24 protein-coding genes are annotated in these 26,693 nt (G+C 67.3%); 17 read left to right on the top strand and 7 right to left on the bottom strand.

What is annotated here, in order from left to right; all coding sequences use genetic code 11:
* The first annotated feature begins 4 nt into the window (after nt 1-4).
* Nucleotides 5-1,129 carry a chorismate synthase gene (gene aroC / locus B0W80_RS03620; protein WP_076997738.1) on the top strand — a complete coding sequence of 375 codons (1,125 nt, stop codon included), beginning with the start codon at nt 5-7 and terminating at the stop codon, nt 1,127-1,129.
* A complete protein-coding gene (locus B0W80_RS03615) occupies nt 1,129-2,298 on the top strand; it encodes an MFS transporter (RefSeq protein WP_076997737.1) in 1,170 nt (389 codons plus the stop codon). Before aroC ends, B0W80_RS03615 begins: the two co-directional genes overlap by 1 nt.
* Before the next feature lie 12 nt (nt 2,299-2,310).
* Here the strand turns inward: B0W80_RS03615 and B0W80_RS03610 are convergent, their stop codons facing one another.
* From B0W80_RS03610 to B0W80_RS03590, 5 genes are read right to left on the bottom strand one after another with little or no spacing between them, the layout of a single operon-like run.
* Nucleotides 2,311-3,237, bottom strand: a complete 927-nt coding sequence (locus B0W80_RS03610; RefSeq protein ID WP_076997736.1) for a carbohydrate kinase — start codon at nt 3,235-3,237, stop codon at nt 2,311-2,313.
* A 15-nt stretch (nt 3,238-3,252) separates the two neighbouring features.
* On the bottom strand, nt 3,253-4,200 hold the full coding sequence (locus B0W80_RS03605) for an ABC transporter substrate-binding protein (RefSeq protein ID WP_076997735.1): 948 nt from the start codon (nt 4,198-4,200) through the stop codon (nt 3,253-3,255).
* Nucleotides 4,201-4,250: 50 nt separating this feature from the next.
* Nucleotides 4,251-5,264: a ribose ABC transporter permease gene (locus B0W80_RS03600; protein WP_076997734.1), complete on the bottom strand. Its 1,014-nt coding sequence runs from the start codon at nt 5,262-5,264 to the stop codon at nt 4,251-4,253.
* 36 nt (nt 5,265-5,300) lie between these two features.
* Complete coding sequence (locus tag B0W80_RS03595; RefSeq protein WP_076997733.1) at nt 5,301-6,848, bottom strand: sugar ABC transporter ATP-binding protein; 1,548 nt, start codon at nt 6,846-6,848, stop codon at nt 5,301-5,303.
* On the bottom strand, nt 6,841-8,091 hold the full coding sequence (locus B0W80_RS03590) for an ROK family protein (protein WP_076997732.1): 1,251 nt from the start codon (nt 8,089-8,091) through the stop codon (nt 6,841-6,843). The genes B0W80_RS03595 and B0W80_RS03590 overlap by 8 nt, the downstream gene beginning before the upstream one ends.
* Nucleotides 8,092-8,463: 372 nt before the next feature.
* Here B0W80_RS03590 and B0W80_RS03585 point away from each other — a divergent pair, with 372 nt between their 5' ends.
* On the top strand, nt 8,464-9,873 hold the full coding sequence (locus B0W80_RS03585) for an MFS transporter (protein ID WP_076997731.1): 1,410 nt from the start codon (nt 8,464-8,466) through the stop codon (nt 9,871-9,873).
* Nucleotides 9,874-9,882: 9 nt separating this feature from the next.
* On the opposite strand, the gene B0W80_RS03580 is transcribed toward B0W80_RS03585, so the two are convergent.
* Nucleotides 9,883-10,668: an IclR family transcriptional regulator C-terminal domain-containing protein gene (locus tag B0W80_RS03580; RefSeq protein WP_143684460.1), complete on the bottom strand. Its 786-nt coding sequence runs from the start codon at nt 10,666-10,668 to the stop codon at nt 9,883-9,885.
* Between the two features lie 185 nt (nt 10,669-10,853).
* On the opposite strand from B0W80_RS03580, the gene B0W80_RS03575 reads away from it, so the two are divergent.
* The 12 genes from B0W80_RS03575 to B0W80_RS03520 all read left to right on the top strand — a co-directional run bounded on the left by B0W80_RS03575 (nt 10,854) and on the right by B0W80_RS03520 (nt 23,609).
* Nucleotides 10,854-11,777, top strand: a complete 924-nt coding sequence (locus tag B0W80_RS03575; RefSeq protein WP_076997729.1) for a shikimate dehydrogenase — start codon at nt 10,854-10,856, stop codon at nt 11,775-11,777.
* Between the two features lie 161 nt (nt 11,778-11,938).
* Nucleotides 11,939-12,799 carry a sugar phosphate isomerase/epimerase gene (locus tag B0W80_RS03570; protein ID WP_083745157.1) on the top strand — a complete coding sequence of 287 codons (861 nt, stop codon included), beginning with the start codon at nt 11,939-11,941 and terminating at the stop codon, nt 12,797-12,799.
* 101 nt (nt 12,800-12,900) lie between these two features.
* Nucleotides 12,901-13,494 (top strand): TRAP transporter small permease, encoded by a 594-nt coding sequence (locus B0W80_RS03565; RefSeq protein ID WP_076997728.1) that lies wholly within the window; start codon nt 12,901-12,903, stop codon nt 13,492-13,494.
* A 1-nt stretch (nt 13,495) separates the two neighbouring features.
* Nucleotides 13,496-14,776, top strand: coding sequence for a TRAP transporter large permease subunit (locus tag B0W80_RS03560; RefSeq protein ID WP_076997727.1), 1,281 nt, complete (start codon nt 13,496-13,498; stop codon nt 14,774-14,776).
* Between the two features lie 132 nt (nt 14,777-14,908).
* The gene (locus tag B0W80_RS03555) at nt 14,909-15,871 is read left to right on the top strand and encodes a TRAP transporter substrate-binding protein (protein ID WP_256856471.1); all 963 of its coding nucleotides are present in this window, start codon (nt 14,909-14,911) and stop codon (nt 15,869-15,871) included.
* 42 nt (nt 15,872-15,913) lie between these two features.
* Complete coding sequence (locus B0W80_RS03550) at nt 15,914-16,753, top strand: shikimate dehydrogenase (protein ID WP_076997725.1); 840 nt, start codon at nt 15,914-15,916, stop codon at nt 16,751-16,753.
* Nucleotides 16,754-16,768: 15 nt separating this feature from the next.
* Nucleotides 16,769-17,980 (top strand): 3-carboxy-cis,cis-muconate cycloisomerase, encoded by a 1,212-nt coding sequence (pcaB, locus tag B0W80_RS03545; protein WP_076997724.1) that lies wholly within the window; start codon nt 16,769-16,771, stop codon nt 17,978-17,980.
* Nucleotides 17,977-18,423: a carboxymuconolactone decarboxylase family protein gene (locus tag B0W80_RS03540; protein ID WP_076997723.1), complete on the top strand. Its 447-nt coding sequence runs from the start codon at nt 17,977-17,979 to the stop codon at nt 18,421-18,423. Before pcaB ends, B0W80_RS03540 begins: the two co-directional genes overlap by 4 nt.
* On the top strand, nt 18,420-19,184 hold the full coding sequence (locus B0W80_RS03535; protein WP_076997722.1) for an alpha/beta fold hydrolase: 765 nt from the start codon (nt 18,420-18,422) through the stop codon (nt 19,182-19,184). Before B0W80_RS03540 ends, B0W80_RS03535 begins: the two co-directional genes overlap by 4 nt.
* A 96-nt stretch (nt 19,185-19,280) precedes the next feature.
* Nucleotides 19,281-19,769 carry a type III secretion system chaperone gene (locus B0W80_RS03530; protein WP_076997721.1) on the top strand — a complete coding sequence of 163 codons (489 nt, stop codon included), beginning with the start codon at nt 19,281-19,283 and terminating at the stop codon, nt 19,767-19,769.
* 22 nt (nt 19,770-19,791) lie between these two features.
* A complete protein-coding gene (locus B0W80_RS03525; RefSeq protein ID WP_076997720.1) occupies nt 19,792-22,854 on the top strand; it encodes a hypothetical protein in 3,063 nt (1,020 codons plus the stop codon).
* An 80-nt stretch (nt 22,855-22,934) separates the two neighbouring features.
* Nucleotides 22,935-23,609 (top strand): DsbA family oxidoreductase, encoded by a 675-nt coding sequence (locus tag B0W80_RS03520; protein ID WP_076997719.1) that lies wholly within the window; start codon nt 22,935-22,937, stop codon nt 23,607-23,609.
* 73 nt (nt 23,610-23,682) lie between these two features.
* Here B0W80_RS03520 and B0W80_RS03515 read toward each other — a convergent pair whose 3' ends face one another.
* The gene (locus B0W80_RS03515; protein ID WP_076997718.1) at nt 23,683-24,546 is read right to left on the bottom strand and encodes a LysR family transcriptional regulator; all 864 of its coding nucleotides are present in this window, start codon (nt 24,544-24,546) and stop codon (nt 23,683-23,685) included.
* A 183-nt stretch (nt 24,547-24,729) separates the two neighbouring features.
* On the opposite strand from B0W80_RS03515, the gene B0W80_RS03510 reads away from it, so the two are divergent.
* Both B0W80_RS03510 and B0W80_RS03505 read left to right on the top strand, forming a co-directional pair.
* Nucleotides 24,730-25,896: a YbfB/YjiJ family MFS transporter gene (locus B0W80_RS03510; RefSeq protein ID WP_076997717.1), complete on the top strand. Its 1,167-nt coding sequence runs from the start codon at nt 24,730-24,732 to the stop codon at nt 25,894-25,896.
* Nucleotides 25,897-25,942: 46 nt separating this feature from the next.
* Entirely contained in the window at nt 25,943-26,536 is a 594-nt protein-coding gene (locus B0W80_RS03505) for a carboxymuconolactone decarboxylase family protein (RefSeq protein ID WP_076997716.1), read from the top strand.
* The last annotated feature ends 157 nt before the right edge of the window (nt 26,537-26,693 follow it).

Raw genomic sequence — 26,693 nt, 5'->3', positions numbered from 1 at the left:
GCCCATGAGCGGCAACACCTTCGGCACCCTGTTCGCGGTGACCAACTTCGGCGAATCCCATGGTCCTGCGATCGGCTGCGTCATCGACGGGTGCCCCCCCGGCATGGCACTCGCCGAGGCCGACATCCAGGGCGACCTGGACCGCCGGCGCCCCGGCACCAGCCGGCACGTGACCCAGCGCAACGAGCCCGATGCGGTCGAGATCCTTTCCGGCGTGTACGAGGGCCGCACCACCGGCACACCCATCGCGCTGCTGATCCGCAACACCGACCAGCGCAGCAAGGACTACGGGCAGATCGCGCAGCAGTTCCGCCCCGGCCATGCCGACTTCACCTACTGGAAGAAATACGGCATTCGCGATCCGCGCGGCGGCGGGCGATCGTCGGCGCGCATGACGGCACCGATGGTGGCCGCCGGCGCCGTGGCCAAGAAGTGGCTCTTCGAGAAATACGGCACCGTGTTCCGCGGCTGCATGTCGCAGATCGGCGAGATCGAGATCCCCTTCGAGGACTGGGCGCACGTGCCGAACAACCCCTTCTTCGCGCCGGTCGCCGACGTGTCGCGGCTCGAGGCCTACATGGACGCGCTGCGCAAGGCCGGCGACTCGTGCGGCGCACGCATCCGCGTCACTGCGTCGAAGGTGCCGGTGGGCCTGGGCGAGCCGCTGTTCGACAAGATGGATGCCGACATCGCCTGGGCCATGATGGGCATCAACGCCGTCAAGGGCGTGGAAATCGGCGCCGGCTTCGGCAGCGTGACGCAGCGCGGTACCGTGCACGGCGATTCGATCCGGCCCGGCGGCTTCGAGACCAACAATGCCGGCGGCGTGCTCGGCGGCATCTCGACCGGGCAGGACCTGGAGGTGAGCATTGCGATCAAGCCCACCAGCTCGATCATCAGCCCGCGCCAGTCCATCGACATCCACAACCAGCCGGTCGAGGTCGTCACCAAGGGCCGTCACGACCCGTGCGTCGGCATCCGCGCGACGCCCATCGCCGAGGCCATGCTGGCGTTGGTGGTCATGGAACACGCGCTGCGCAACCGGGCCCAGTGCGGCGACGTGATCGGTGCGCCCGATCCGGGCCAGTCGGCGGCCGAAGGAACGTCGCCGCAGGCGTCCTTCCTCTAGTGTCCGCGCCACCCGCCGGCAATCGCGGCCACCTGCTGGCCTTCGCGATCCTGTCGGCGAGCTACTTCGCGCACATCGGCTTCTTCAATCCCTACCTGCCTCTGTGGCTCAAGGACCTGGGGCTGCCGATCTTCGTCATCAGCCTGCTGACCTCGGTGCAGTCGATCACCCGGGTCTTCGCGCCCTATGCCTGGGGCGCGCTCAGCGACCACACGGGCCACCGCGTGCTGCTGCTGCGCATCAGCGCCGCGATCGCGCTGCTGGCATCGCTGGGCCTGTGGTGGAACGGCGGGCCCTGGTGGGTGGGCTTCGTGCTGCTGGTGATGTTCACCCATACCAGTTCGATGATGTCGCTGACCGAGGCCGCCATGGCCCACCTGGTCGCCGGCGACTGGGGCCGCTACGGGCGCATCCGGCTCTGGGGCTCTGCCGGTTTCCTGCTGACCGTGTTCGTCGCCGGTGCGTGGTTCGAGCGCTTCGGCATGGGCCACTTTCCCGCCTGGGCCGGCGGCACCCTGGCCATCGTGCTCATCGCCACGCTGCGCCTGCCCGACATGCGCGACCCACCGCTGGCCCACGCCGCGCAGCAGGAGCCGGTCGGCCCGGTGCTGCGCCAGCCGGCCGTGCGCTGGTTCTTCGCCTCGCTGTTCTTTCACGTGATGGCGCATTTCGCGATCTACGGGTTCCTGTCGCTGTACCTGGATTCGCTGGGCTACGGCAAGGGCACGATCGGCATGCTGTGGGCGCTGTCGGTGGCGGCCGAGGTGGGCTGGTTCTTCCTGCAAGGCCGGCTGCTCGGTGGCTTCGCGATGCCGCGGTGGCTGCTGATCTGCGGCGTCGCCGCGGTGCTGCGACTGGGCCTGACCGCGGGCGGCGGCGACTGGCTCTGGGTGCTCGTCGTGGCGCAACTGCTGCACGCGCTCTCCTTCGCCGCCCATCACACCACCTGCGTGGCCATGGTCTCGCGCCACTTCCCGGGCCGCCTGCGCGGCCGTGGGCAGGCGCTCTTCACCGTCATCGGGTACGGCTTCGGCGGCGTGCTAGGCGTGCTGGCGGGCGGCGCGATTGCGCAGGAGTTCGGGTACGTGGCGATGTTCGGGGTGGCGACGTTGTTGGCGCTGGCGGGGAGCGTTTGCGCGTGGCGAACGCAGCGGCTCGAAACGCGCTGACTGCCGCACTTTCTACCGCAACTCCGCCCGCCTCGGCAGATCCGCACCGCGGCGCGAGCAGGTGAGGGCGGCGGCGCGGGCGGCGAAGGCCAGGGCGTTGCCGAGGGTCGTGGTGTCGAGTGCGGCGAGTGCTTCGGGGGTGAGTGCTGCGTTCTCGTCCAGCCACGTCAGGAGCGCAGCCTGGAAGGTGTCGCCGGCGCCGACGGTGTCGATCACGTCGACAGGCGGCGAGAGCGCGTCGGCGCGTAGTGCCCGCGTCCATGCGGTCGCGCCTTCGCGGCCGCGGGTCACCACCACGAGCGACGCACCCAGTCCCAGCCAACGCGCGGCCACCTGCTCGGGCGCTTGTTCGGGGTAGAGCAGGGCCAGGTCCTCGTCGCTGGTCTTCATCAGGTGCGCGATGGGCGCCATGAAGTCGACCACCTCGCGCCAGAGCGCCAGGTCGGGTTCGACGTTGAGTCGCACGTTCAGGTCGTAGGCGATCAGGCGCTGCGCGGACTCGCGCGCCGCCAGCGCGCGCAGGGCGCTGCCGACCGGCTCCACCGCCAGCGCGTAAGAGCCCAGCTGCAGCACGCGCGTGGACGGCGGCAACGCGGGCAAGGTGCCCAAGGTGATCTGCCGATCGGCCGCGTCCTGCCCGTGGAAGGCGTAGCGCGGCACGCCGGCGGCGTCGAGGCTGATCACGCTCAGCGTGCTCGGCGCGTCGTTGCGCAACACCAGCGAGGTGTCGACGCCTTCGGCGCGCAGCGAAGCCAGCAGGCGCTCGCCGGAGGCGTCGGTCGACAGGCCCGTCAGGAAGGCCACCGGCCGCTCGAGCCGGGCCAGCCCCTGCGCCACGTTGAGCGGCGATCCGCCGATGCGCGCATCGAGCGCAAGCCCGGTCGCCGTGGGCTCGCCCATGTACACATCCATCAACGCCTCGCCACAGACCACGAACATGCGATGTCTCCGGTCTCAGCGCGGCGCCTGCCAGCCCTTGTAGTCCTTGACGTTGGCGCGCGTGATCAGCGTCGAGGGCAGCAGCGTCATCGGGTTGGCAGGCTTCTTGCCGTTCATGATGTCCTGGCCGATCTCGACCGCCTTCTGCGCGATCATGTACGGATCCTGACTGGCGGAGGCCTGCACTTGCGTGTCGGCCTTGAGCGCGGTCTCGACGTCGGGTGCACCGTCCACCGAGGTGATGACGATGTTCTTGCGGTTGAGCTGCTTGGCCGCCAGGTCCGCGCCGATGGCCTGCGGGTCGTTGATGGCGAATACCGCATCGACCTTGGGGAAGCGCGTCAGGTGGTTCTGCATCACGTTGAGGCCGCCTTCGCGCGAGCCCTTGGCGTCCTGGTCGTCCGACAGGATCTTGATGTCGGGGCTCTTCTTGAGCACCGACTTGCAGCCGTTGACGCGGTCGATCACGGCCGACACCTGCGGTCCGTTCTGGATGATCACGTTGCCCTTGCCGCCGAGCTTGTCGACGATGAACTGGCAGGCGATCTCGCCGGCCTGCACGTTGTTGGTCTGCACGGTGGCGTCGGCGCCGTTGGCCGCCACGTCCACGCCCACCACCACGATGCCGGCCTTGCGGGCCTTCTGCAGCGCGGGCTCGATGGCCTTGGCATCGATGGCGTTGACCAGGATCATGTCGACGCCCGAGGCGATGAAGCCGTCGATCTGCGAGAACTGCTTGTTCAGGTCGTAGTCGGCCGACAGCGCGTTCACCTTCGCGGCCGGGTTGATCTGCTTGACCTTCGCCTCCGCGCCCTTGGCGAGCGAGACGAAGAAGGGGTTGCCCATCGAGCCGAGCGTGATCCCGACGCTCTTGATCTGCTTGGTCTGGGCCTGCACGGCGGAGGTGCCGAGCAGCGAGGCGGCGGTGGCAAGGGCTGCCAGGGCGAGCATGGATTTGCGCATGAGGGAGTCTCCAGGTGGTTGGTTGTCGAGAGGGAAATAGGGAAGGGCGTTCATGTCCGGGCCGAGTCTTTGCGGCGGTAGCGGTCGAGCGCGACGGCGCCGATGATCACGAGGCCCTTGACGATGTACTGCCAGATGTCCGACACGCCCATCAGGATCAGGCCGTTGGTCAGCACCGCGATGATCAGTGCGCCGACCAGCGTGCCCAGGATGGAGCCGGTGCCGCCGACGAAACTGGTGCCGCCCAGAATGACGGCCGCGATCGCGTCGAGTTCGTACGACGCACCGAGCTGCAGCCCGTTGGCCGCATAGAGCCGGGCCGAGGCCATGACGCCGCCCAGGCCCGACAGCAGGCCCGAGGCGCAGTACACGAAGAGCAGCACCGCCCAGACCTTGATGCCGGCCAGGCGCGCGGCCTCGGGGTTGCCGCCGACCGAGTAGATGTTGAGCCCGAGCACCGTGCGGCGCAGGATGAACCACGACAGCGCCACCACCGCGAAGGCGATGATCACGAGCCAGGGCACGCCCAGCACTTCGCCGTTGCCGATGAAGGCGAAGGGCAGCTGCGGGTTGAACACCGTCGTGTCGTTGCCCACCAGCCGCGCGATGCCGCGCACCGCAGTCAGCGAGCCCAGCGTGACGATGAAGGGCGGCAGCTTCAGGAAGGCGATCAGCACGCCGTTGAGCAGGCCGAACAGCAAGCCGCAGCCCAGGCCCGCCGCGATGCCCAGCATGCCGAGCCCCGGAATGGTCGACACCAGCATCGCCGACACGGCCGATGCCGCGAGGATCGACCCCACCGACAGATCGATGCCGGCGGTGAGGATCACGAAGGTCATGCCTGCGGCCAGCACGATATTGATGGAGGCCTGCTGCGAAATGATCGACAGGTTCTGCAGGCTGAAGAAGTTCTCGCTCGAAAAACTGAAGCCGATGCACAGCAGCACCAGCACCGGCAGCATGCCGAGGGCGCGCATGATCTCCTTGCCGGTTGCTCCACGCGCGGCGCCTTGCACGGCGGGCTGCGCGACCGCCGCGTAGGCGGGAATCGGTTGCTTGTTCATGATGTCTCCTGGGGTGTTGTGGGTCCGTGCGAAACGTCAATGCAGCACGGGGGCATGGGTGGCTGAAGCGCCGGTGGCCAGCGCGACGATGTTTTCCTGGGTGATGGGCACGGCGCTCCCGCCGCCGACTTCGCCGACCAGGTGGCCTTCGCGCATCACGATCACGCGGTCGCAGATGCCCACCACCTCGGCCAGCTCGCTGGAAATGACGAGCACCGCGACGCCGCGGCGCGCGAGTTCGTCGATGAGCCGGTAGATCTCGCTCTTGGCGCCGATGTCCACGCCGCGCGTGGGCTCGTCGAGGATCAGCACGCGCGGCGCGAGCTCCAGCAGCCGCGCGAGCAGCACCTTCTGCTGGTTGCCGCCCGAGAGCGAGCCCACGTTCACGCGCGGCGAGGCCACGCGGATCGACAGCTGCGAGATCGCGTCGCGTGCTCGCTGGGCGGCGCGCTTGCCGTCCATCACGCCGCCGGCATGCGCGTCGCGCGGGCTCACCATCACGTTGATGTTGTCGCGCACCGAGAGGTCGAGGAACAGGCCCTGGCCCTTGCGGTCTTCGGTCAGGTAGAGGATGCCGGAGCGGATCGCGTCGATCGGCCGCTGGATGTCGAGCACGGCGCCGCTGCCGTTCAGCGACACCTGGCCGCCGGTGCGCACGTCGGCGCCGAAGATCAGCCGCGCCAGCTCGGTGCGGCCGGCACCGACCAGCCCGGCCAGGCCCAGCACCTCGCCCGAATGCAGCTCGAAGCTGCAGCCGTGCACGCGCCGGTCGTCGCGCAGGTCGCGCACGGTCAGCGCCTTGTCGCCGGTGTGCTGGCCGTGGTGTTCCTTGCGATAGAAGCCCGAGAGGTCGCGGCCGACCATCATCTTCACCAGCCGGTCGCGCGACAGCTCGGCGCGGGAAAGCGTGCCGACGTAGCTGCCGTCGCGCAGCACGGTCACTTCGTCGGCCAGCTCGTCGATCTCGTCCATGCGGTGGCTGATGTAGAGGATGGCCAGGCCTTCGTCGCGCAGGCGGCGGATCAGCACGAACAGGCGGTCGGTCTCGTGCGTCGACAGCGGCGTGGTCGGCTCGTCCATCACGAGGATGCGGCAATCGAAATGCACCGCGCGTGCGATCTCCACCAGCTGCCGCTGCGCGATCGACAGCTCGGCCACGCGGATCGAAGGGCCGAAGTCCGCGCCCAGGCGCGTGAGCGTCGCCTCGCAAGCCTTGACCATGCCCGCCCGGTCGACCAGGCCACCGCGGCGCAATGGCCGGCCCATGTAGATGTTCTCGGCCGCCGTGAGGTTGGGCGCGAGGCTGAGTTCCTGGTAGATGACCGACACGCCCAGGTTCTTGGCCGCGAGCGGGCCGTCGATGTGCACCGCCTTGCCGTCGATCAGGATCTCGGCCCCGGGGTCGGGCATGTAGGCGCCCGACAGCACCTTCATCAGCGTGGACTTGCCAGCGCCGTTCTCGCCCATCAGCGCATGCACGTGGCCGGCGTTCGCGCGCAGCTGCACGTCCTGCAGCGCCTTCACGCCGGGGAAGGTCTTGGAGATCTTGCGCAGCTCGAGCAGCGCGGGTGGTGAGTCATGCATTCGCCGTCTCCTGTAGGTGGGGGTGCGAGTGGAAGCGGCCGCGCAGCAGGTCGGCGCGCGGCGAGAAGCTGAAGAACATCGGCAGGCTGGCCGCGCCGATGGCGCCGGCATCGGCGCGGAAGCTGCCGCGCACGATGCGCGGGGTCTGCCGCGCCTCGGGTGCGATGGCGCGCAGGCCGGCGTCGAGCGACTGCATCAGCTGGTCGATCAGGCCGCTGTCGATGTCGCAGTCGATCACCACCACCGGCAGGTCGAGCACGGCGAGCGAAGCGCGCGTGGAAGGCACCAGCGCGTCGATGCAGTCGTCCAGCCATTCCCGCACCTCGGGGCGCCCGGCCTGCACCTGGGCTTCGAGGTCGGCGTGGCCCTCCACCGCGATGCCGTGGTGGCGCAGGTGGCGCGTCAGGGCGTTCAGCGAGGCGCGCGACAGAAGGATGTCCCAGCGCCGCTCGGGTGCCGGTGCCGACGCCAGCTGGCTCGGCGGCACCGGCATCAGGCCCAGGTCGGCCGCGTTGCCGGAGCTGCCGCGCATGCTCTCGCCGCCGATGACCGCGCCGGCGCCCAGTGCCGCGCCGATGAAGACGTAAAGGAAGTCGTTCTCTTCGCGGCCGATGCCGAAGAACAGTTCGGCAATGGCGGCCGCGTTGCCGTCGTTTTCCTTGAAGACCGGCTGGCGGGTGGCCTCCGCGAGCATCTCGCCGAAGTCCACCTCGTCCCAGATGCGGAAGTCGGCCTCGAGGTCGAGCTCGCGCAGCCAGGCGCCCAGGTTGTAGGGCTGCGCCAGCCCGACGCCGGTGAGGCGGCGGCGCTGCAGCGGGTCGAGCCGGTCGATCATGCGTTGGACGTCCTGCTGCACCAGTGCCAGCGCGCGGTCGGGGTGGGGCAGCAGTTGATCGTGCGTTTCGCGCGCCATGATGCGGCCGCCCAGGTCGATCAGCACGGTTTCGATGATGGTGCGGTCGAGCCGCACGCCGATGCCGTAGGCGCCTTCTGGGTTCACGCGGTACAGGCCCGCCGGCTGGCCGCGCTGGCCTTCCTGGCGGCGGCCGGCGGGCTCGATGAGCCGCGATTCCTCGAGCGATTGCACGATGCTGCCCACGGCCGTGTTGGTCAGCTGCGCCCAGCGCGCCAGGTCGGCCTTCGACGCTTCGCCGGCCCGCCGCAGGCGCTGCAGCAGGTTGCGTTCGTTGTAGAGGCGCAGATTGACCGAGTTGGTGCCTCGACCGGGGCCGGGTGCTGTCACGGGTTGTCTCCTGGCGTCTATTAATTAATTCAAGTTGAATAAATGGTAGGGGTCTGGCGCTTCGGCGTCACCCGGGGTAAACCCGAGAATTTGCAAGAAAGTACGGAAAGAGGGCGCCGTGCGGGATGCGCGACCCTGGTCGAACGCATCTGCGTATCGAGCGCCGGCTCCGTGAGGCCACGCGCAGCGTTGTGCAGAGCGCGATACCGGATAGGCCGAGATGGCCTTCAAAACCTAGTGGAAACCCCTGAATCGCGCGAATATCGAACGATTTCGATCGATGATCGATCGTTGCTCGAATGCAGGCCGTTGCGACCGCCTCGCCCGGCGCCTAAAGTCCGCTCCGCCAAACCCCCAAACGGAGACAACTTCATGAGCAACACCCAGGCGCACGAGCCCTCAGGCCGGCACCAGTCGAAGAAAGCCGCAGCCAGCGGCTGGATCGGCTCGGCACTCGAGTACTACGACTTCTTCATCTACGCGACCGCCGCGTCGCTGATCTTTCCGCAGATCTTCTTCCCCAAGGGCGATCCCAAGATCGCGATCGTCGCCTCGCTGGCGACCTACGGCGTGGGCTACGTGGCCCGGCCGATCGGCGCGTTCTTCCTGGGCCACTGGGGCGACACCCACGGCCGCAAGCAGGTGCTGATCCTGTGCATGTTCCTGATGGGCTTCTCGACCATCGCCGTCGGCCTGCTGCCCACCTACGACCAGGTCGGCCTGCTGGCACCGGTGCTGCTGGTGGTCTGCCGCCTGATCCAGGGCTTCGCGGTGGCCGGTGAAATCTCCGGCGCGAGTTCGATGATCCTCGAGCACGCGCCATTCGGACGACGCGGCTTCTTCGCGAGCTTCACGCTGCAAGGCGTGCAGGCCGGGCAGATCCTGGCCGCGGCCGTGTTCCTGCCGCTCGCGCACTACATGCCCACCGAGCAGTTCAACACCTGGGGCTGGCGCATTCCCTTCCTGCTGAGCTTCGTCGTGATCGTGGCCGGCTACATCATCCGCCGCGAGGTCGACGAGACGCCCGCCTTCTCCCAGGAAGGGGAGCAGGCCCAGCGCGCGCGCTCGCCGATCGTCGACGCCTTCAAGTACAGCTGGAAGGACATGATCCGCGTCATCTGCATGGCCCTGATGAACGTGATTCCGGTCGTCGCCACCATCTTCGGCGCGGCCTACGCGGTGCAGGCGGCCTACGGCATCGGCTTCGCGAAAGACATCTACCTGTGGATTCCGGTGCTCGGCAACATCCTCGCCGTGCTCGTGATCCCCTACGTGGGCAACCTGTCGGACCGCATCGGCCGCAAGCCGCCGATCATCTTCGGCGCGCTGGCCTCGGGCCTGCTGGCCTTCGGCTACCTCTATGCGATCAGCATCAAGAGCGTGCCGCTGGCGATCTGCATGTCGCTGCTGATGTGGGGCGTGGTCTACCAAGGCTACAACGCCGTGTTCCCGAGCTTCTACCCCGAGCTGTTCCCGACCCGCACCCGCGTCTCGGCCATGGCCATCTCGCAGAACATCGGCACCGCCATCACCGCCATGCTGCCGGCCCTGTTCGCCACCGTGGCGCCTCCCGGTGCGGCCAACATCCCGCTGATCGTGGGCTCGCTGGCCTTCGGCATCACGGTGATCGCGGCGATCGCGGCGCTGAGTGCCCGTGAGACCTACCGCGTTCACATGAACGACCTCGGCAATGCCGACGCGGTGCCGGTGCCCAAGCCCGAATACGAGCGGCTGCGCGACAAGACGATCAGCGACGCTCGCCTGGCCAAGGCCGCCGCATAAGAAGCCGAGTCAAATCAGGTTTCGCATTGCCTGCGCGGTTTCGCGCAGCACAGGGAGGACGCGGGAGACCGCGTCCTCGCTGTTTTCATGGCCCATCGGCATGGTGATGTTGAGCGCACCCACCAGCTCGCCGTGACGGTCGCGCAGCGGCACCGCGATGCCGCGCGAGTTCAGGTCCAGCTGCTGCTCAGACAGCGCCCAGCCTTGCGAGCGGATGCGCGCCAGTTCGAGCTTCATGCGCTCCTTGCTCGAGATCGTGTGCGACGTGAACACGGTCAGCTCGTGCGTCGCGAGCCACACGCCCCGATCCTCGTCGCTGCGCATGGCCAGCATCAGCATGCCCGCCGCCGTGACCTGCGCCGGCACCCGCGCGCCCAGCACGTAGCCGGTGCTCATGCTGCGGTTCGGCCCGTTGCGCGCGATGTAGACCACCTCGTCGCCGTCCATCACGCTCAGGTACGCGATCTCGTGCGTGCCGGCCGCCACCCGCTGCAGGAAGGGCTGCACGATGCGCGGCAGCCGCGCCGATTCGAGGTACGACTGCCCCAGGCGCAGCACCCGCGGCGTCAGCCAGAACAGCTTGCCGTCCCCCGCCACGTAGCCCATGTGCTGCAGCGTCAGCAGGTAGCGGCGCGCGGCGGTGCGGGTCATGCCGGTGCGCTGGCCCGCCTCGCTGGCCGTCATGCGCGGATGCGCGTCGTCGAAGGCTTCGATGATGGAAACGCCGCGCTCCAGCCCCGCGATCCAGTCGCGCTTGTCGAGGCCGGGCGGGGCGGGGGAAACATCGCTGTTCATTGAGGACAAACCCTGGATTCGTTCGATCATCGATCGTCGAAGAACGATCAGCGCGCTATTCTGTGACCTTTCGCTTGGGTCGCGCAAGCCAGCCGCCTACATTTGTCGCCAATCCCGGCACGTTGCGCGATATACGAACAACCAAGAACACGCAACCGACCCACCCGCCAGAGAGACGCCGAACCATGTTCCCTTCCATCGCAGGCAGCACCGACCTCTACCTGATCCCCGGCGATCCGGTCACCAACGTGCGCTTGCCGCGCATGTTCAACGCCGTCTTCCAGCGTCACGGCATCGACGCCGTGATGGCGCCGGTGCACGTGTCGCGCCGCGACTTCGCCGTGTTCGTGAAGGCGGCCTTTCTCGCCCGCAACGTGCGCGGCATGGTGATCGCGCCGCCGCACAAGCCGCTGGCGGTCGACCTGCTCGACGGCGCCGGACTGTTCGGCCGCGTGGCCGGCTCTGTCAACGTGGTCAAGCGCATCGCCAACGGCGAACTCGAAGGCGACCTGTTCGACGGCGAAGGCCTGCTGGGCGCGCTGGACCACTACAACATTCCCTTTCGCGGCAAGCGCGTGCTGATCCTGGGCGCCGGCGTCAGCGCCGCGGCCGCGGGAGTGGCGCTGGCCGAAGGCGGCACGGTCAACGGGGCCGAGTACATCGCCTTTCACGACGTGTCGGCGGGCAAGGCGGCGGGCGTCGCGGCCAAGCTGAATGCCTTCTTCGACGCGACCGTGGTGGCGGCCGACAGCGGCGACCCGGCCGGCTACGACCTGGTCGTCAACGCCACGCCGCTCGGCCTGAAGGACGGCGACGCGCTGGCCGTCGACGTGTCGCGCATGGAGCCGCACGCGGCGCTGTTCGACATCCTGTTGCGCAACCAGCCCACGCCGCTGGTGCGTGCCGCCCGCGCGCGCGGGCTCAACGCCCAGGCCGGCTTCGAGATGCTGATCCAGCAGATGCCGTACTACCTGGACTTCTTCGGCCAGGGCGCCGCGGCACAAGGCGTGCGCGACGACGCGCGCTTCTTGCGCGAGCTGATCTATCCCGCTGCGATGGCCGCCGAAATCGACGCCCCCCTGCGTTACCACTCCGACAGCGTGGCCTGAATATGTTCACCCCCAGGCTCCCCCACTTCGTGTGGTCCGCCAACCCCCTCTCCGGGGGCGACACCAGCGGCCCGGCAAAGCCGGTTCCGCGGTGTCTCCCGATCAGGCCGGGCTTCGCCGGCCGCCGCAACTGTGCAGGCTGACGTTCTGAAGACAACATCATGGCAATCGACCTGAATCGCTTCGGCTTCAACACCGTCACCATGGGGGGCGACCTCGGCCACAAGCTCGAATGCATGAAGGCGGCGGGCTTCGCCGGCGTGGAGCTGTGGGCGCGCGACCTGATCGCGCATCCGGCCGGGGTGGAGAAGGCGGCCGAGCTGGTGAAGGGCAGTGGGCTCAAGGTCACGGACTTCCAGCCGCTGCGCGACTTCGAATGCGCACCCGACGCGATGCGCCCGCACCGCCTGGAGATGGCCCGCGAGCAACTGCGCCAGATGGCGTTGGTCGGTGCCGACCTGCTGCTGGTGTGCTCCACCACCTCGCCACTGGCCATCGACGACCCCGAGCGTGCGGCCGAAGACCTGCGCACGCTCGCCACGCTGGCCACGCCGCTGGGCATCCGCATCTGCTACGAGGCGCTGTCCTGGGGCCGCCACGTCAACCGCTGGCACCAGGCCTGGGACATCGTGAAGCGCTGCAACCGCCAGAACGTGGGCCTGAACCTCGACAGCTTCCACATGTCGGTGCACGGCGACGACACGCCCGAGACGCTGAAGCAGCTGGCCGAGGTGCCGGTCGACAAGATCTTCCTCGTGCAGCTGGCCGACTACTTCTTCGAGTACAGCGACCGGCAGGCCGACATGATCGAGCTGGCGCGACACCAGCGCCTGTTTCCCGGCGAGGGCCTGCACGACGTGCGCGACATGGTGCAGTTGCTGGAGGACAAGGGCTACCGCGGCCACTACACCTTCGAGGTGTTCAACGACGACTACGTGAATTCCGACCCGATGGTGGTCGGCCAGCGCGGCATGAAGAGCGCGCGCTGGATCAGCGAGGCGGTGCTCAGCAAGGCAAGCTGAGCGAAGCGGATCGGAACGAAGAAGACGAACGAAGACGACGAACGAAAAAGACACGCGAAGAAGACAGGCGAAGAAGACCAACCAAGAAGGAGACAGAGGCAATGACAAGAATTTTCTCGTGGTACTGCAGGGGGCTGGAGGGGCTGATGGCCTTGATGCTGGCCATCATGGTCATCATGGTGTTCGGCAACGTCGTACTGCGCTACGGCTTCAATTCCGGCATCACCATCTCGGAGGAAGTGTCGCGCTGGTTGTTCGTGTGGATGACCTTCCTGGGCGCCATCGTCGCGGTGCGCGAGCACGGTCACCTGGGCACCGACATGCTCATCGCCAAGCTGCCCACCTGGGGCAAGAAGCTCTGCGCGGTGCTGTCGCACGTGCTGATGCTGTACGCCTCCTACCTGCTGCTCACCGGCAGCTGGCAGCAGACGCTGATCAACTGGGACGTGAGCGCGCCCACCACCGGCGCATCGGTCGCGATCTTCTATTTCGTCGGTGTGGTGTTCGGCGTATCGGCCATCGTCTTCCTGCTGTACGACCTGTGGCGCATCGTGAGCGGCAGGCTCAGCGATGCCGAGCTGGTGATGGTGCACGAGTCGGAAGAGCAGGGCGACATCGACAAGATCAACGCCGAGCTGGCGCGGCGCGATGCCGAAGAAGCCGCACAAAGACGCAACAACAAGGCGGGGCGCTGACATGACCATCGCCATCTTTCTGGGAGCCCTGCTCGGCGCCATGGCCATCGGCGTTCCGATCGCCTATTCGCTGCTGCTGTGCGGCGTCGCGCTGATGTGGCACCTCGACCTGTTCGACGCGCAGATCCTCGCGCAGAACGTGATCAACGGCGCCGACAGCTTTCCGCTGCTGGCCGTGCCCTTCTTCATGCTGGCCGGCGAGGCGATGAACCAGGGCGGGCTGTCGCGCCGCATCGTCAATCTGGCGCTGGCGGTGGTGGGCCACGTGCGCGGCGGGCTGGGCTACGTCGCCATCGTGGCGGCCTGCATCCTGTCGGCGCTCTCGGGTTCGGCGGTGGCCGATGCGGCCGCGCTGTCGGCGCTGCTGATTCCGATGATGGTCGCGGCCGGTCACGACAAGGCGCGCTCCGGCGGGCTCATCGCGGCGTCGGGCGTCATCGGCCCGATCATCCCGCCGTCGATCGGCTTCGTGATCTTCGGCGTGGCGGCGAACGTGTCGATCTCCAAGCTGTTCCTGGCCGGCATCTTTCCTGGCATCCTGATCGGCGCGTCGCTGTGGTTCACCTGGTGGTGGCTGGTGCGCAAGGAAAAGGTGATCCCGCCGCCGCGCAAGTCGGCCGGCGAGATGTGGAAGGCGCTGCGCGAATCCACCTGGGCGCTGCTGCTGCCGCTGATCATCCTGTTCGGCCTGCGCTTCGGCATCTTCACGCCCACCGAGGCGGCGGTGGTCGCTGCGGTGTACGCGATCTTCGTGGCCACGGTGGTCTACCGCGAGCTCAAGCCCTCGCAGTTCTACGGCATGTTCGTGTCGGCCGCCAAGACCAGCGCGATCGTGATGTTCCTGGTCGCCGCGGCCATGGTGTCGGCCTGGCTCATCACCGTGGCCGACCTGCCGTCGAAGCTCGTCGCGCTGCTGCAGCCGCTGATCGACAAGCCGATGCTGCTGATGGTCGTCATCATGGTGCTGGTGATGGCGGTCGGGACCGCCATGGACATGACGCCGACCATCCTGATCCTCACGCCGGTGCTGATGCCGGTGGTCAAGGCCGCGGGCATCGACCCGATCTACTTCGGCGTGCTGTTCATCATCAACAACTCGATCGGCCTCATCACGCCGCCGGTGGGCACGGTGCTCAACGTGGTGGCGGGGGTCGCGCGAATGAAGATGGACGAGGTGACGCGCGGCGTGCTGCCGTTCGCGATCGCCGAGTTCGCCATGATGTTCTTGATGGTCCTGTTCCCGCAGCTCGTGATCTGGCCGGCGCGGCTGCTCGGCGGCTGACGAAAAACGACGAACTACAAACGATCGATGACCGGCATTCGAATTTCAACCAAGGAGACTTTCAACATGAACGCATTCTTCCGCCCCCCTTTCCGTCCCGTTCTGCGCGCCTCGCTCGTGGCCCTGGCCGCCATGGCCCTTGCCGGCGGCGCCGTCGCGCAGGTGAAGGAGCGCACGCTCAAGTTCGCCTTCCAAAACCAGACCGGCCATCCGCAGGCGCAAGGCGCGCAGAAGTTCGCCGATCTCGTGGCCGAGAAGTCGGGCAAGAAGATCACCGTCAAGCTCTTCCCGGGCGGCACGCTGGGCGGCGACCTGCAGACGGTGTCGGCGCTTCAGGGCGGCACGGTCGAAGTCACGGTGCTCAATGCCGGCATCCTGGGCTCGCAGGTCAAGGAGTTCGCGGCCTACGACCTGCCGTTTCTATTCAACAGCCCGCAGGAAGCCGATGCGGTGACGGACGGTGCCTTCGGCAAGAAGCTGCTGACCAAGCTCGAAGAAAAGAACCTCAAGGGCCTGGGCTACTGGGACCTGGGCTTTCGCAACCTCACCAACAGCAAGCGCGCGGTGGCCAAGGCCGAGGACATCGCGGGCCTCAAGATCCGCGTGATCCAGTCGCCGATCTACATCGACCTGTTCAACACGCTGGGCGCCAACGCGACGCCGATGCCCTTCCCAGAGCTGTATTCGGCGCTCGACCAGAAGGCGGTCGACGGCCAGGAGAACCCCAACACCGTGATCGCCTCGTCCAAGTTCGCCGAGGTGCAGAAGTTCATCACGCAGACGCGCCACATCTACAACCCGCAGGCGCTGATCATCAGCAAGAAGACATGGGACGGCATGAGCGCCGAAGAGAAGAAGATCATCGAGGACTCGGCCACCGAGGCGACCAAGTACCAGCGTGAAGTCTCGCGCGCGGCGGCCGACGGCGCGCTCGACCAGCTCAAGAAGGCGGGCATGACCGTCACCGAACTGCCGCCGGCCGAGCTGGCCAAGCTGCGCGACAAGGTCAAGCCCGTCATCGACAAGTATTCGGCGACCGTCGGCGACGGCACCGTCAAGGAACTGATGGCCGAAGTGGCCAAGGTTCGCAAATAGCGTCTAGGCATTTCAACGGCGCCCCCGGGCGCCCCTCTCATCATGACCACCATTTCAGGCAAGACCAACCTCATCGCCCACCTCGGCTTTCCGACCGAGAGCTTCAAGGCGCCCATGATCTACAACCCCTGGTTCGAGGCGCGCGGCATCGACGCCGTCGTCGTGCCCATGGGCGTGAAGCCCGAGAACTACGAGGCCTTCCTGCCGCTCGTGTTTCGCATGAGCAACATCCGCGGCGCATTGGTCACGATGCCGCACAAGGTCACGACGATGGCGCTGATGGACGAGCTCACGCCCGCCGCGAAGATCGCGGGCGCCTGCAACGCCGTGCGCAAGGAGGCTGACGGCCGCCTCACCGGCGACCAGTTCGACGGCGCCGGCTTCGTGCGCGGCGTGCAGCGCAAGGGCTGCAAGCTCGAAGGTGCGCGTGTGCTGGTCTCCGGCAGCGGCGGCGTCGGCTCGGCCATCGCGGCGTCGCTGGCGGCGGCCGGCGTGGCGGAGCTGTCGCTCTTCGATTCGCGCGCCGAGTCGGCCGATGCGCTGGCCGGGCGGCTGAAGGCGCACTACGCGCAGCTCAAGGTCGACACCGGCTCCAACGACCCGGCCGGCTACGACCTGGTGGTCAATGCCACGCCGCTCGGCATGAACAAGGACGACCCGCTGCCCTTCGACATCGACCGCATCGCGCCTTCCACCTTCGTCGGCGAGGTCGTGATGAAATCCGAATTCACGCCGCTGCTCAAGGCGGCCCGCGACAAGGGCTGCTCCGTGCAGGTCGGCACCGACATGCTGTTCGAAATGATCCCCGCCTACCTCGAGTTCTTCGGCTACGGCACGGCCACGCCGGACGAACTGCGGGCGGTGGCGCAGATCGCGTACTGACCACCTTCCATCTCCATGAGCATCTTCGAGGGCTTCCTCTCCACTTCCGAAACACTGGCCGCCTTCAGCGACCACGCCTTCGTCGCGGCCATGCTGCGCTTCGAGGCCGCGCTGGCCGGCGCGCAGGCGGCCGAGGGCTTGATTCCCGAATCGGCCGCGCGCTCCATCGTCGGCAGCTGCAAGGTCGAGCTGTTCGACGTCGCCAAGATCGTGCGCGACAGCGGCCGCGCGGGCAGCGTCGCGATTCCGCTGGTCAAGAGCCTGAAGGAGTCGGTGGGGCTCTTCAATGCCGACGCATTGCCCTACGTGCATTTCGGCAGCACCAGCCAGGACGTGATCGACAGCGCGATGTCGCTGGTCACGCGCGAGGCCGTGGCGCTGGTCGAAGCAGACCTGGCCAAAGCGGCGCAGGCGCTGCTGGCGCATGCGAAGCAGCACGCGGCCACGCCCATCCTCGCGCGCACGCTGATGCAGCCGGCCTCCGTCACGAGCTTCGGCCTCAAGTGCGCCAACTGGGCCGCGCCGCTGGTGCGCAGCCGCGCGCGCCTGGCCGAGGCCGCGCGCCGCGCGCTCAACGTGCAGCTGGGCGGCGCCGTGGGCACGCTGGCGCAGATGAAAGGGCAGGGGCCCACGGTGCGCAGGCGCATGGCGCAGGAGCTCGGCCTGGGCGACCCGGGCCAGACCTGGCACACCCAGCGCGACGAGTGGATCGCGCTCGGCTGCGAGCTGGGCCTGATGACCGGCAGCCTGGGCAAGATCGCCAAGGACATCGCGCTGATGGGCCAGTACGAAGTGGCCGAACTGGCCGAGCCCAGCGAGCCGGGCCGCGGCGGCTCATCTGCCATGCCGCACAAGCGCAACCCGGTCGCATCGATGGTCGCCCTGGCGGCCGCCGGCCGCACGCCGCAGCGCGTGGCGGCGCTGCTGGCCGCCATGCCGCAGGAGCACGAGCGCGCGCTGGGGCCCTGGCAGGCCGAGCTTGCCGAATGGCCGCAACTGCTGATGAGCGCGCACGGCAGCGTGCGCGCGCTGGCGACCGCGCTGCCGGGCCTGCAGGTCGATGCCGCCCGCATGCGCGCCAATATCGATCGCTTGCGCGCCGAGCTGCCGGCCGAGGCGGCCGACGAATGGTTCGACCCGGCCCTGGCCACGGCGGCCGCTACCATCGTCCAGGCGCAGGTCGACGGCCTGCAGCTTCAACTCGACACACGGAACCCTGCACGATGACTGCTCCTTCCACCCCGCCGGCCGACGATTACGAAGCCGGCCTCGTCAACCGCCGCCGCATCCTCGGCGATGCCTGGGTCGACAAGTCCCTGGCCAACCGCAACGCCTTCAACAGCGAGTTCCAGGCGCTCATCACGCGCCATGCGTGGAACGACATCTGGGGCCGCCCGGCCCTGGGCGACAAGACGCGCCGCTTCATGGTCCTGTCGATGATGCTGGGCATCCACGCCTACGAAGAGTTCGCGATGCACACGCGCGCCGCGCTCGACGGCCCGCCCGAATCGCGGCTCACGCCCGAGGAGATCAAGGAAGTGATCATGATGGCCGCCATCTACTGCGGCGTGCCGGTCGCCAACCACGCTTTCGGCATCGCCACGGGCATCCTGCGCGAGAAGGGCATGCTCGAAGAACTGGGGGCGCTGAACAAGGAGACGAAGCCATGACCCGTCTGAATGTGCTGCGCGAAGGCGAGGGCCCCTTCGTCGTGCTGAGCCATGCGCTGGGCTGCGACCTGCACATGTGGGACGGCGTGGCCGAAGTGCTGGCCCGTGCCCACACCGTCCTGCGCTACGACCATCGCAACCATGGTGCTTCCGAGAAAGTGCCTGGCCCGCTCACCATCGAGCACCTGGCCGACGACGCCGCCGAGATGATCGCGCGCGAGACCGATGGCGAGCCGGTGCATTTCGTCGGCCTTTCGATGGGCGGCATGACCGCGCAGGCGCTCGCGGCGAAGCACCCCCAGCTGCTGCGCAGCATTGTCATCGCGAACTCCTCGGCCCACTACCCCGACCGCACGCCTTGGCGCACGCGCGTCGAGACGGTGCAGGCACAGGGCGTGGCGGCCATCGCCCCCGGTGCGGTGGCCCGGTGGCTCACGCCGGTCTACGCGACGACCCCGGAGGGCGCCGAGGCGGCGCGCCGCCTGCACGACACGCTGGTCGCGACCGATGCGGCCGCCTACGTGGCGAGCTGCGACGCGGTGGCGGCCATCGACTTCCGCGAGAGCAACCGAGCCATCTGCACGCCCACCCTGGTCATCGCCGGCAACCAGGACGAGGCCACGCCGCCGGCCATGTCCGAGGCCATGGTCGAGGCGATTCCCGGCGCGAAACTGGCCCGCATCGATGCGGCGCACCTGAGCGCGGTGGAGCGGCCGGTGGAGTTCACGCAAATGCTCATCGATTTCTGGCGCAGTCTTTAAGCGCAATCGGGAACCGCCAGGGGTTCCCCGTTACTCACGGCAGGCTGTGCTCCGGGAACGGAGCGCGGATTCGTCCCTCCTGCCGGAGTCAACCCGTTGAGTTTTCATCTCGATCCCGAATACGTGAGTCGGCGCCTCGGCGAGGTCGGCGCCACCACTGAAGACCTTGCTGTCGTCGTTCAAGACGACGAGTCCACCTGGACCCTCGCATTCAACAAAGACACAGATGTGCTCGTTCTTGCCGAATGGGCAGACGAGCCGGCGCGACTGGTCTTGAGCGCCGACATCGGCACGCCGCTCCCGGCGCGCGCCGTCAAAGTCCACCACACCGCGCTTTCGTACAACCTGCTCTGGCGTGAAACCGGCGGCGCCCGCATCGGCATGGGCGGAGCGCAAGGCGACCTGCTGCTGTTGCGCGAGCTCGACGCGGACTGCGTGCAAGGCCAGGCATTCGCCGACGTGCTGAACCAGTTTGCCGAGACCGCGCGCTGGTGGGAAGGCTTTGTGCGCAGCAGTGCCGAAGAAGAAAAAGCAATGGCCACCTCTGCCGACCCTGGCGTCGCGCATTTGCTGGCCCGAATTTGACCCCTGGACTTGAACTTACCCCATGAACAACCTTGGCAACCCCGCCCCCAGACCGAGCCTCAATAGCATCGCCCGCCCCAGTGCGGGCCCCAACAGCATCGTCGACGCGTTCAATAGCAGGTGGCTGACGAACGGCGAAGGGAATAAGAAGTACTTGATCGCAAAGCGCGATGATGGCCCTCTTAACTTCGAGGAGTCGGGCTGGACGTTCGGCGCGAAGAGCGGGCGCGCCTTGTCCGCCGGCGACGACCGGAAAGCACAGTACCGTCATGCCGCCGAGGCTCTGACGCTGCTGGCTGAGAGCGCCAAGAAAGAGAACATCGGGTTGGATGCCGCCGAAGCCATCCTCAAGGCTGTCAGGAAATCGGGCGGCCAGGTCGCGATCGCCGACGTTCAACCGCACATCAATTTCATCGTGACGGCGACGCAGGCCAAGAATCGCCAGGTGGCGGCGGCGTTTGTCGACGCCGATGTCACATGCGAGGGCACCGAACCGCTTCATTTGTTCAGCCTGGTCAAGAAGGCGCAGAACGGCGCGGCAGGCGCTACTCCAGACGGAGCGGATCCTTCGCCGTTGGCCAAGCGAACGAACGACATCCTGGCCCTGAACGCTGCAGCCACGAGCTTGAAAGGCTTGACCGCTCAGCCTAGGTTCGCGCGCTCGCCCCTGGCTGCGGCACTTGCGGGGAATGCCGTCAACCCGCGTGACGCGCGAAGCATCATCGACATGCTTGCGGACTGGCCGGGCAGCCTCGAACTCCGGGTGCGTGAGTTGCTCGCCTTCCCTGCGGATACCAAGGCCGCAGCGAAAGACGTGGCGCTTGATGTTGCCGAACAGAAGTCGATTCTGCGGCTGGCACACAGGGTTCTGACCGGTGACAGTTTTCTTCTGACCATTCGGGATCCGGCCGAGCGAGAGCGCTTCGAAGGACTCGGAGTTGCCGCCGGGCAACTTCTGGACGATCTGGCAACTGGTCCGTTGGACAGGTTGGAGAAATTGGCTTCGGGCCTGTATCACTCACCTGCCGAAGTACGCAATCGATTGACCCAGGTACTGACGGAAAAGCAGGCGGCGGCTCCAGCGCCGCCCGGACGCGCGGCGAAGGTGGCGCGGCCACATCAGGCACCTGTCGTTGCGGCACCGCGTAGGCCGTCGGCGTCGAACCCGGCGCCAGCGCCCGATCAAACGCGCGCGACAGCCGTTGCCGTGGCGCCCGGGCCGGAGCCGGACGATGATGAGTTCGATATCGATTTTGTGCAGCCGCGCGAGCCGGCGCAGCAGGCCGAGCGCTTGGTTCCGCGCGCCGCATGGAATGCGTTTGCGCCTTCCGCCGTCGAGAAGTTGATGGCCGAGTTCGATGTGGATCCGATGGAAGCAACGGAATGGCAATCCCGACTGGACCCCAAGCATTTCATTCGCTGGAAGCTGGAAGAGCAGCAGCGGACGGACTACCCCTCCGCCGACTTTTCTCCTTCGGCCACGGCATATCAACAAGAGTGGAGCGATCACGAGAGCCGCGAGCAGCTATGGCTCGACCTCGGGGTGAGCAGCGAATTGGAGAAGGCCCGATTCATGCGGTTTTCGCCTGACAACGTCGAGCAACAACTCGCCGAGTTGCGAACCGATTCGACTGTTAGCACTCCGCCCAACCACCCGCCGCCTGACCCGCCGAGTGGCGTGACCCAGCCGCCGTCGAACTACATGCCGCCGACGCTGCCGAGCGGCAAGGACCAACCGGCACCGAACGACGTGCCACCGCCGCCAAACTCCGTGGTTCAACCGCCTCCGAACTACGTGCCGCCGACGCTGCCGAGCGGCAAGGACCAGCCGGCACCGAACGACATACCGCCCCCGCCGAATACCGTGATCCCACCGCGGGCGAGCAGTGTGAACCCATCGCCCCTGCGCGACATTCCGCCGCCGATGCGGAGCGCATTGCGTTTCGATTCCGAAAGCTTGAGCAAAGAGCTTTTGCAACACAACACCTACTTGACCTTGAGCAAGTCAGGGAGCGGGCCGCAGGTTGAGTACAACGGTCGCGCCTACTACTTCGCGGTCAAGCAGAGCCCTCGTTTTGGTTGGATCGTTGGCCGACAGAGGGAAAAGGCCGAACGCGCTCTGCAGGCAGTGATTCGCGAATCGAACATCGATCCCCGTGATCGCAAGGCAGAGAGTGCGAAACTTGCGATCCCGCAAAAGGATGTCGACAAGGTCTGGCGTTCCTATCGCGAGGACGTCCTGACAATTCTCAAGGCGGATGCGGGCACACGCCGGCACGACGCATACCTGCGCGAAAGGCGTGTCAAACTGGCACTCAAAGAGTTCAGCGAGCTCCCTGCGCAGCCGCCGAATGCGCAGCAGGCTGTCCAAGGCTATGTGGCCGTCGATGGCGGCGATCTTGCCAACGCCGTGCCGAACTATTTCGATCGAGTCGCCGCTGCTTCGAACAAGAGGTTGGCTGACTCAAAGGGCATCGAGAATGAAGACCCATTTGTTGGACGGCTCGTAGAGGCTTTGGGGGCGTCGGGGGTGCTCAACAAACAAACGGCGGAGGGGAAGTTTGGCGACTTCAAGCAAATGACCGAGGATTTCCTGGCCGCGCCCCGGACAGCCGACGCACTAGGACCCCGGCCACGCGGTTTGACGCCTGAAGTCCTATTCGCTCTGATACCGTCCGGCATGCTCATCAAGTTGCCGAGTGCAGTCGGCAACATCTTTGAGAGAGCGGGCTGCAAAGCCGAATCTCGTGATGAAATCGGAAAGAACCCGGCCGTCAAAGTCGAGAACGTCAAGCTCGCTACCAAGGAATACCTGGACACGTTCAACACCCAGATTGATAGGCTCCAATACGTCGGTGAATTGCTGACGAACCCGGACTACATCGCCTTGTTTCCGTCAGACGCGCAAGCGGCGATAAGGACCCTTGGCGAGGAGATGCAGGAAATCACGATCAAGATGCTCGACCCTCAAGGTCCGTACATCTCGATGTACCGCCTGGCGCAGTCTGCGCAGACGGATCCGGCCGGTGTGACCAAGCAGCTTCAAGAATCTGTTTGGGTAATGTCACCCAAGAAGACCACTTAGGGCTATTCGAGTGCCGTAACGCAGCACGGCATGGGTTCGTTGCATGATGCGGCTCATTCGTCCGCCGCCATCCGCACCCCATGCCCTCCCACCTCCGCATCGACTTCGTCTCCGACATCTCTTGCCCCTGGTGCGCCGTCGGCCTCGGCGCGCTCGAGGCTGCGCTGAAACGGGTAGCGCCCGACATCTCGGCCGAGCTGCACTTTCAGCCCTTCGAGCTCAACCCCGACATGCCGACCGAAGGCCAGGATGCCTTCGAGCACCTGAACCAGAAGTACGGCAGCACGCGCGAGCATCAGGCCGCCAACCGCGAGGCCATCCGGGCGCGCGGTGCCTCGGTGGGCTTCGAGTTTCGCCACGACGGCCGGTCCCGCCTGTACAACACCTTCGACGCGCACCGCCTGCTTCACTGGGCCGCGCTGGAAGATGCGGGGAAGCAGGTCGCGTTGAAGAAGGCGATGCTCAAGGCCGTGCACACCGACAACGAAAATCCCTCCGACCCCGACGTGCTCGTTCGCCTGGCCGGCGAGGCCGGGCTCGATCCGCAGCGCGCACGGGCGATCCTGGCCGGCAACGAGTTCGCAGCCGAGACGCGTGCGCGCGAGCGCTTCTATACCAACGCGGGCATCCATGCTGTGCCGGCCGTCGTCATCGACAACCAGCACCTGATCTCCGGCGGCCAGCCGGTCGAGGTGTTCGAACGTGCGCTGCGCCAGATCGCGGGCGCGGCGCCGGCATCGACTGCGCTGGCCTGATTACACCCTCGCGCGATGGCGGCCACCTTCGATCCTCCTACCGGCGCCCGGCCGCGATTGAAGGCGCGCCAGCTCAGCCCTTGCCCACCATCTCAATCAGGCGCGCCAGCGCCACCGATGGCGTGCCACGCCACACCAAGTGCGTGCGGTTGTGCCTGATGCGTTCGGGCAAGGCATGCTGGCGCACGTCGGCGGTCGCGCGCAGGGCCTTCAGCACCGACAGCGGCACGACGGCGAAGCCGGTGCCCGCGGCCACGCAGGCGATCATGGCCTGGTAGGACGAAAACTCGAGCGAGCGCGCCGCCACCACGCCGCCCTTGCCGAGCCATTGCTCGAGCAGCTGGCGGTAGGAGCAGCCCGCCGCGAAGGCGATCAGGGTGCTGCCGGCCAGGTCGCCCGGGCGCGTGACCGAGGCCACGCTGCGCGCCGTGATCAGCACCAGCTCTTCCTCGAACACCGGCAGGATCTCGAGGCCTGCGGTCGAGAAGGGCTGCGAAACGAAGGCGGCCTCGATGTCGAAGGCTTGCACACGCTTGATCAAGGCACCGGTGGTGCCGCTGACCAGCTCGACGACGACCCCCGGATACAGCCGGTGAAAGCGTGAAAGCACAGGCGCGAGCCGGCTGCCTGCCGTGCTTTCGAGCGAGCCCAGCCTGAAGGTGCCCAGCGGCAGATCGCTGCGCATCTCGCTCTCGGCCTCGTCGGCCAGCCGCAGCAGCCGCTCGGCATACGGCAGCAGCTTGTGCCCGGCCGGTGCCAGCGCCAGCGAGCGGCCCTGGCGCTGGAAGAGCTGCTGGCCCAGCCGCTCCTCGAGCTGGCGGATGCGGGTCGTCACGTTCGACTGCACGCGGTTGAGCTTGCCGGCCGCGCGGATCACGCCGCCTTCGGACACGACGGTGCGGAAGATCTCCAGCGAATCGAGATCGATCGTTCTCATGCCTGCACTCTCTTTCGTTCCCGTATCGTTCCTGCTTTCATGCTTCTCCCGTTCCTTCCATCGTTCTCTTTCCGCTCGACGGTCGCTCGACTTTCATCGCCCTTCTTTCATTCTCCATAGAAGAATGATCGTTCTGAATAATTCATTTGTGGCTCCTGCAGATTCTGCGTCCAATAGAGGCCTATGTCGAACGCATCGATCAGCCTGAACCGGCCTTCCTTCGCAGCGGTCTGCCTGGCTGGCCTGGTCGCCCTGGCCATGGCCATGGGCATCGGGCGCTTCGCCTTCACGCCGATGCTGCCGCTGATGATCCGGGCCGGCAGCGCCGACGTGGCCGCCGGTGGATGGCTGGCCGCGGCCAACTACGCGGGCTACCTGCTGGGCGCGCTGACCACGGCGCGGCTGGGCCTGGGGCCGCAGCGCACCGGGCTGCTGTCACTGGCGCTGATCGCCGCTTCCACGGCCGCGATGGGCTGGTCGGACTCGCTCGCGGGCTGGCTGCTGTGGCGTTTCGTGGCCGGCGTGGCCAGTGCCTGGGCGCTGGTGAGCACCAGCGTGTGGTGCCTGGCCTGGCTGGCGCGCTTCGAGCGGCCCGCCGGCCCGGGATTGCTCTATGCGGGCGTGGGCATCGGCATCGCGCTGGCCGGCTTCCATTGCTGGCGCGCCGGCGCGGCCGGCGTGGCGCCCGACGCGCTGTGGCTGCAGATGGGCGCGATTGCCCTGGCCGGACTGGTGCTGGTGGCGCTGCTGATGCCGCGCGAGCTGCCGGCGCCGGCAGCCGCGGCCACCGCCGGCACGCACGCAGGCGGTGGTGTGTCCTGGGGCCTGGTCGTCAGCTACGGGCTGCTCGGCTTCGGCTACATCTTGCCGGCCACCTTTCTCCCGGTGCTGGCACGCGCGGTGGTGGACGACCCGGCGGTCTTCGGCGCGGCGTGGCCGGTGTTCGGCGCCGCGGCAGCCGTTTCGACGCTGGTCGCCAGCCTGGTCCTGTCGAAGGTGGCGCGCCGCCACGTGCTGGCCGGCAGCCATCTGCTGATGGCGCTGGGGTGCGTGCTGCCGGTGCTGCACCTGTCGGCGACGACGGTGCTGCTGGCCGCGCTGCTGGTGGGCGGCACCTTCATGGTCGCGACCATGGCCGGCATGCAGGAGGCGCGGGCCCGCGCCGTCGGCGACCCGACCCGCGCGCTGGGCCGCATGACGGCTGCCTTCGCCATCGGGCAAATGGCGGGGCCCATGCTGTCGTCGGCGCTGAGCGGGCGGTCGCAAGGCTTCGGCGGCCTGTTCGTCGCACTGGTGGCCGGAGCGCTGGCGTTGGCCGGCAGTGCGGCATGGCTGCTGCGTGGGCGATGATCGCGCCGTCTCTCATCCAAGAACGTACCCGGAAAGGAATTTCAGCATGATCGAACAAGGCTACTCCCGCCCCTGGACCGAACGCCTGCCGATGCCGGCGGCCGCCACCATGAACGAGGCGCAGCAGAAGGCCGCGCAGGCGCTCATCGACGGCCCGCGCAAGGGGGTCTTCGGGCCCTTCCTGCCGTTGCTGCAAAGCCCGGCGCTGATGGAGCGCATCGGCAACGTGGGCGAGTACCTGCGCTTCGACAGCCCGCTCGACGCGCGCGTGCGCGAACTCGTGATCTGCGTGGTGTCGCGCCACGTGGGCAACCAGTTCGAATGGCTGCTGCATGCGCAGAACGCCATCAAGGCCGGCGTGAGTGCCGATGCCATCGAAGCCCTGCGCCTGGGCCGACGCCCCGCGCCGCTGGCCGACGACGAACAACTCGCGGTCGATTTCGCGCAGGAGCTGCTGCTGCACCACGGCGTGAGCGAGCCCACCTATGCCGCCGTCGAGGCGCGCTTCGGCAAGCAGCAGCTGGTGGACCTGAGCGCGCTGGTGGGCTACTTCGCGATGGTGTGCTGGGTGATGAACGTCGCGCACACACCGGCCAAGCCGGCCGAGGGGCAGCAGGGCCTGGACGCCTTCCCGCTGTAGAGGGGAAAGAAGCTGGCAAATAAGCCGGCGAAGAAGCTGGCCGGGCGCGGAACCCCGGGAGGCGGATGCGATCCGAGCCTGACGCAAGCACCGGCGCCGTGAGTCGCCGTCACAGGACGTTACCTGCGCCGCCTCGGCCGGGGCGTCCGAAATGGCG

It is taken from the genome of Variovorax sp. KK3 (genome assembly GCF_001984055.1).
Classification (GTDB): domain Bacteria; phylum Pseudomonadota; class Gammaproteobacteria; order Burkholderiales; family Burkholderiaceae_C; genus Variovorax.
The sequence above is the reverse complement of the archived record's forward strand: the minus strand, read 5'-3'. Positions and strand labels throughout refer to the sequence as shown.

Excerpts from the sequence above, each read along its gene's own strand:
- aroC (WP_076997738.1), top strand. The coding sequence starts at position 5 with ATGAGCGGCAACACCTTCGGCACCCTGTTCGCGGTGACCAACTTCGGC.
- B0W80_RS03610 (WP_076997736.1), bottom strand. The coding sequence starts at position 3,237 with ATGTTCGTGGTCTGTGGCGAGGCGTTGATGGATGTGTACATGGGCGAG.
- B0W80_RS03605 (WP_076997735.1), bottom strand. The coding sequence starts at position 4,200 with ATGCGCAAATCCATGCTCGCCCTGGCAGCCCTTGCCACCGCCGCCTCG.
- B0W80_RS03600 (WP_076997734.1), bottom strand. The coding sequence starts at position 5,264 with ATGAACAAGCAACCGATTCCCGCCTACGCGGCGGTCGCGCAGCCCGCC.
- B0W80_RS03595 (WP_076997733.1), bottom strand. The coding sequence starts at position 6,848 with ATGCATGACTCACCACCCGCGCTGCTCGAGCTGCGCAAGATCTCCAAG.
- B0W80_RS03585 (WP_076997731.1), top strand. The coding sequence starts at position 8,464 with ATGAGCAACACCCAGGCGCACGAGCCCTCAGGCCGGCACCAGTCGAAG.
- B0W80_RS03580 (WP_143684460.1), bottom strand. The coding sequence starts at position 10,668 with ATGAACAGCGATGTTTCCCCCGCCCCGCCCGGCCTCGACAAGCGCGAC.
- B0W80_RS03575 (WP_076997729.1), top strand. The coding sequence starts at position 10,854 with ATGTTCCCTTCCATCGCAGGCAGCACCGACCTCTACCTGATCCCCGGC.
- B0W80_RS03570 (WP_083745157.1), top strand. The coding sequence starts at position 11,939 with ATGGCAATCGACCTGAATCGCTTCGGCTTCAACACCGTCACCATGGGG.
- B0W80_RS03565 (WP_076997728.1), top strand. The coding sequence starts at position 12,901 with ATGACAAGAATTTTCTCGTGGTACTGCAGGGGGCTGGAGGGGCTGATG.
- B0W80_RS03560 (WP_076997727.1), top strand. The coding sequence starts at position 13,496 with ATGACCATCGCCATCTTTCTGGGAGCCCTGCTCGGCGCCATGGCCATC.
- B0W80_RS03555 (WP_256856471.1), top strand. The coding sequence starts at position 14,909 with ATGGCCCTTGCCGGCGGCGCCGTCGCGCAGGTGAAGGAGCGCACGCTC.
- B0W80_RS03550 (WP_076997725.1), top strand. The coding sequence starts at position 15,914 with ATGACCACCATTTCAGGCAAGACCAACCTCATCGCCCACCTCGGCTTT.
- pcaB (WP_076997724.1), top strand. The coding sequence starts at position 16,769 with ATGAGCATCTTCGAGGGCTTCCTCTCCACTTCCGAAACACTGGCCGCC.
- B0W80_RS03540 (WP_076997723.1), top strand. The coding sequence starts at position 17,977 with ATGACTGCTCCTTCCACCCCGCCGGCCGACGATTACGAAGCCGGCCTC.
- B0W80_RS03535 (WP_076997722.1), top strand. The coding sequence starts at position 18,420 with ATGACCCGTCTGAATGTGCTGCGCGAAGGCGAGGGCCCCTTCGTCGTG.
- B0W80_RS03525 (WP_076997720.1), top strand. The coding sequence starts at position 19,792 with ATGAACAACCTTGGCAACCCCGCCCCCAGACCGAGCCTCAATAGCATC.
- B0W80_RS03520 (WP_076997719.1), top strand. The coding sequence starts at position 22,935 with ATGCCCTCCCACCTCCGCATCGACTTCGTCTCCGACATCTCTTGCCCC.
- B0W80_RS03515 (WP_076997718.1), bottom strand. The coding sequence starts at position 24,546 with ATGAGAACGATCGATCTCGATTCGCTGGAGATCTTCCGCACCGTCGTG.
- B0W80_RS03510 (WP_076997717.1), top strand. The coding sequence starts at position 24,730 with ATGTCGAACGCATCGATCAGCCTGAACCGGCCTTCCTTCGCAGCGGTC.
- B0W80_RS03505 (WP_076997716.1), top strand. The coding sequence starts at position 25,943 with ATGATCGAACAAGGCTACTCCCGCCCCTGGACCGAACGCCTGCCGATG.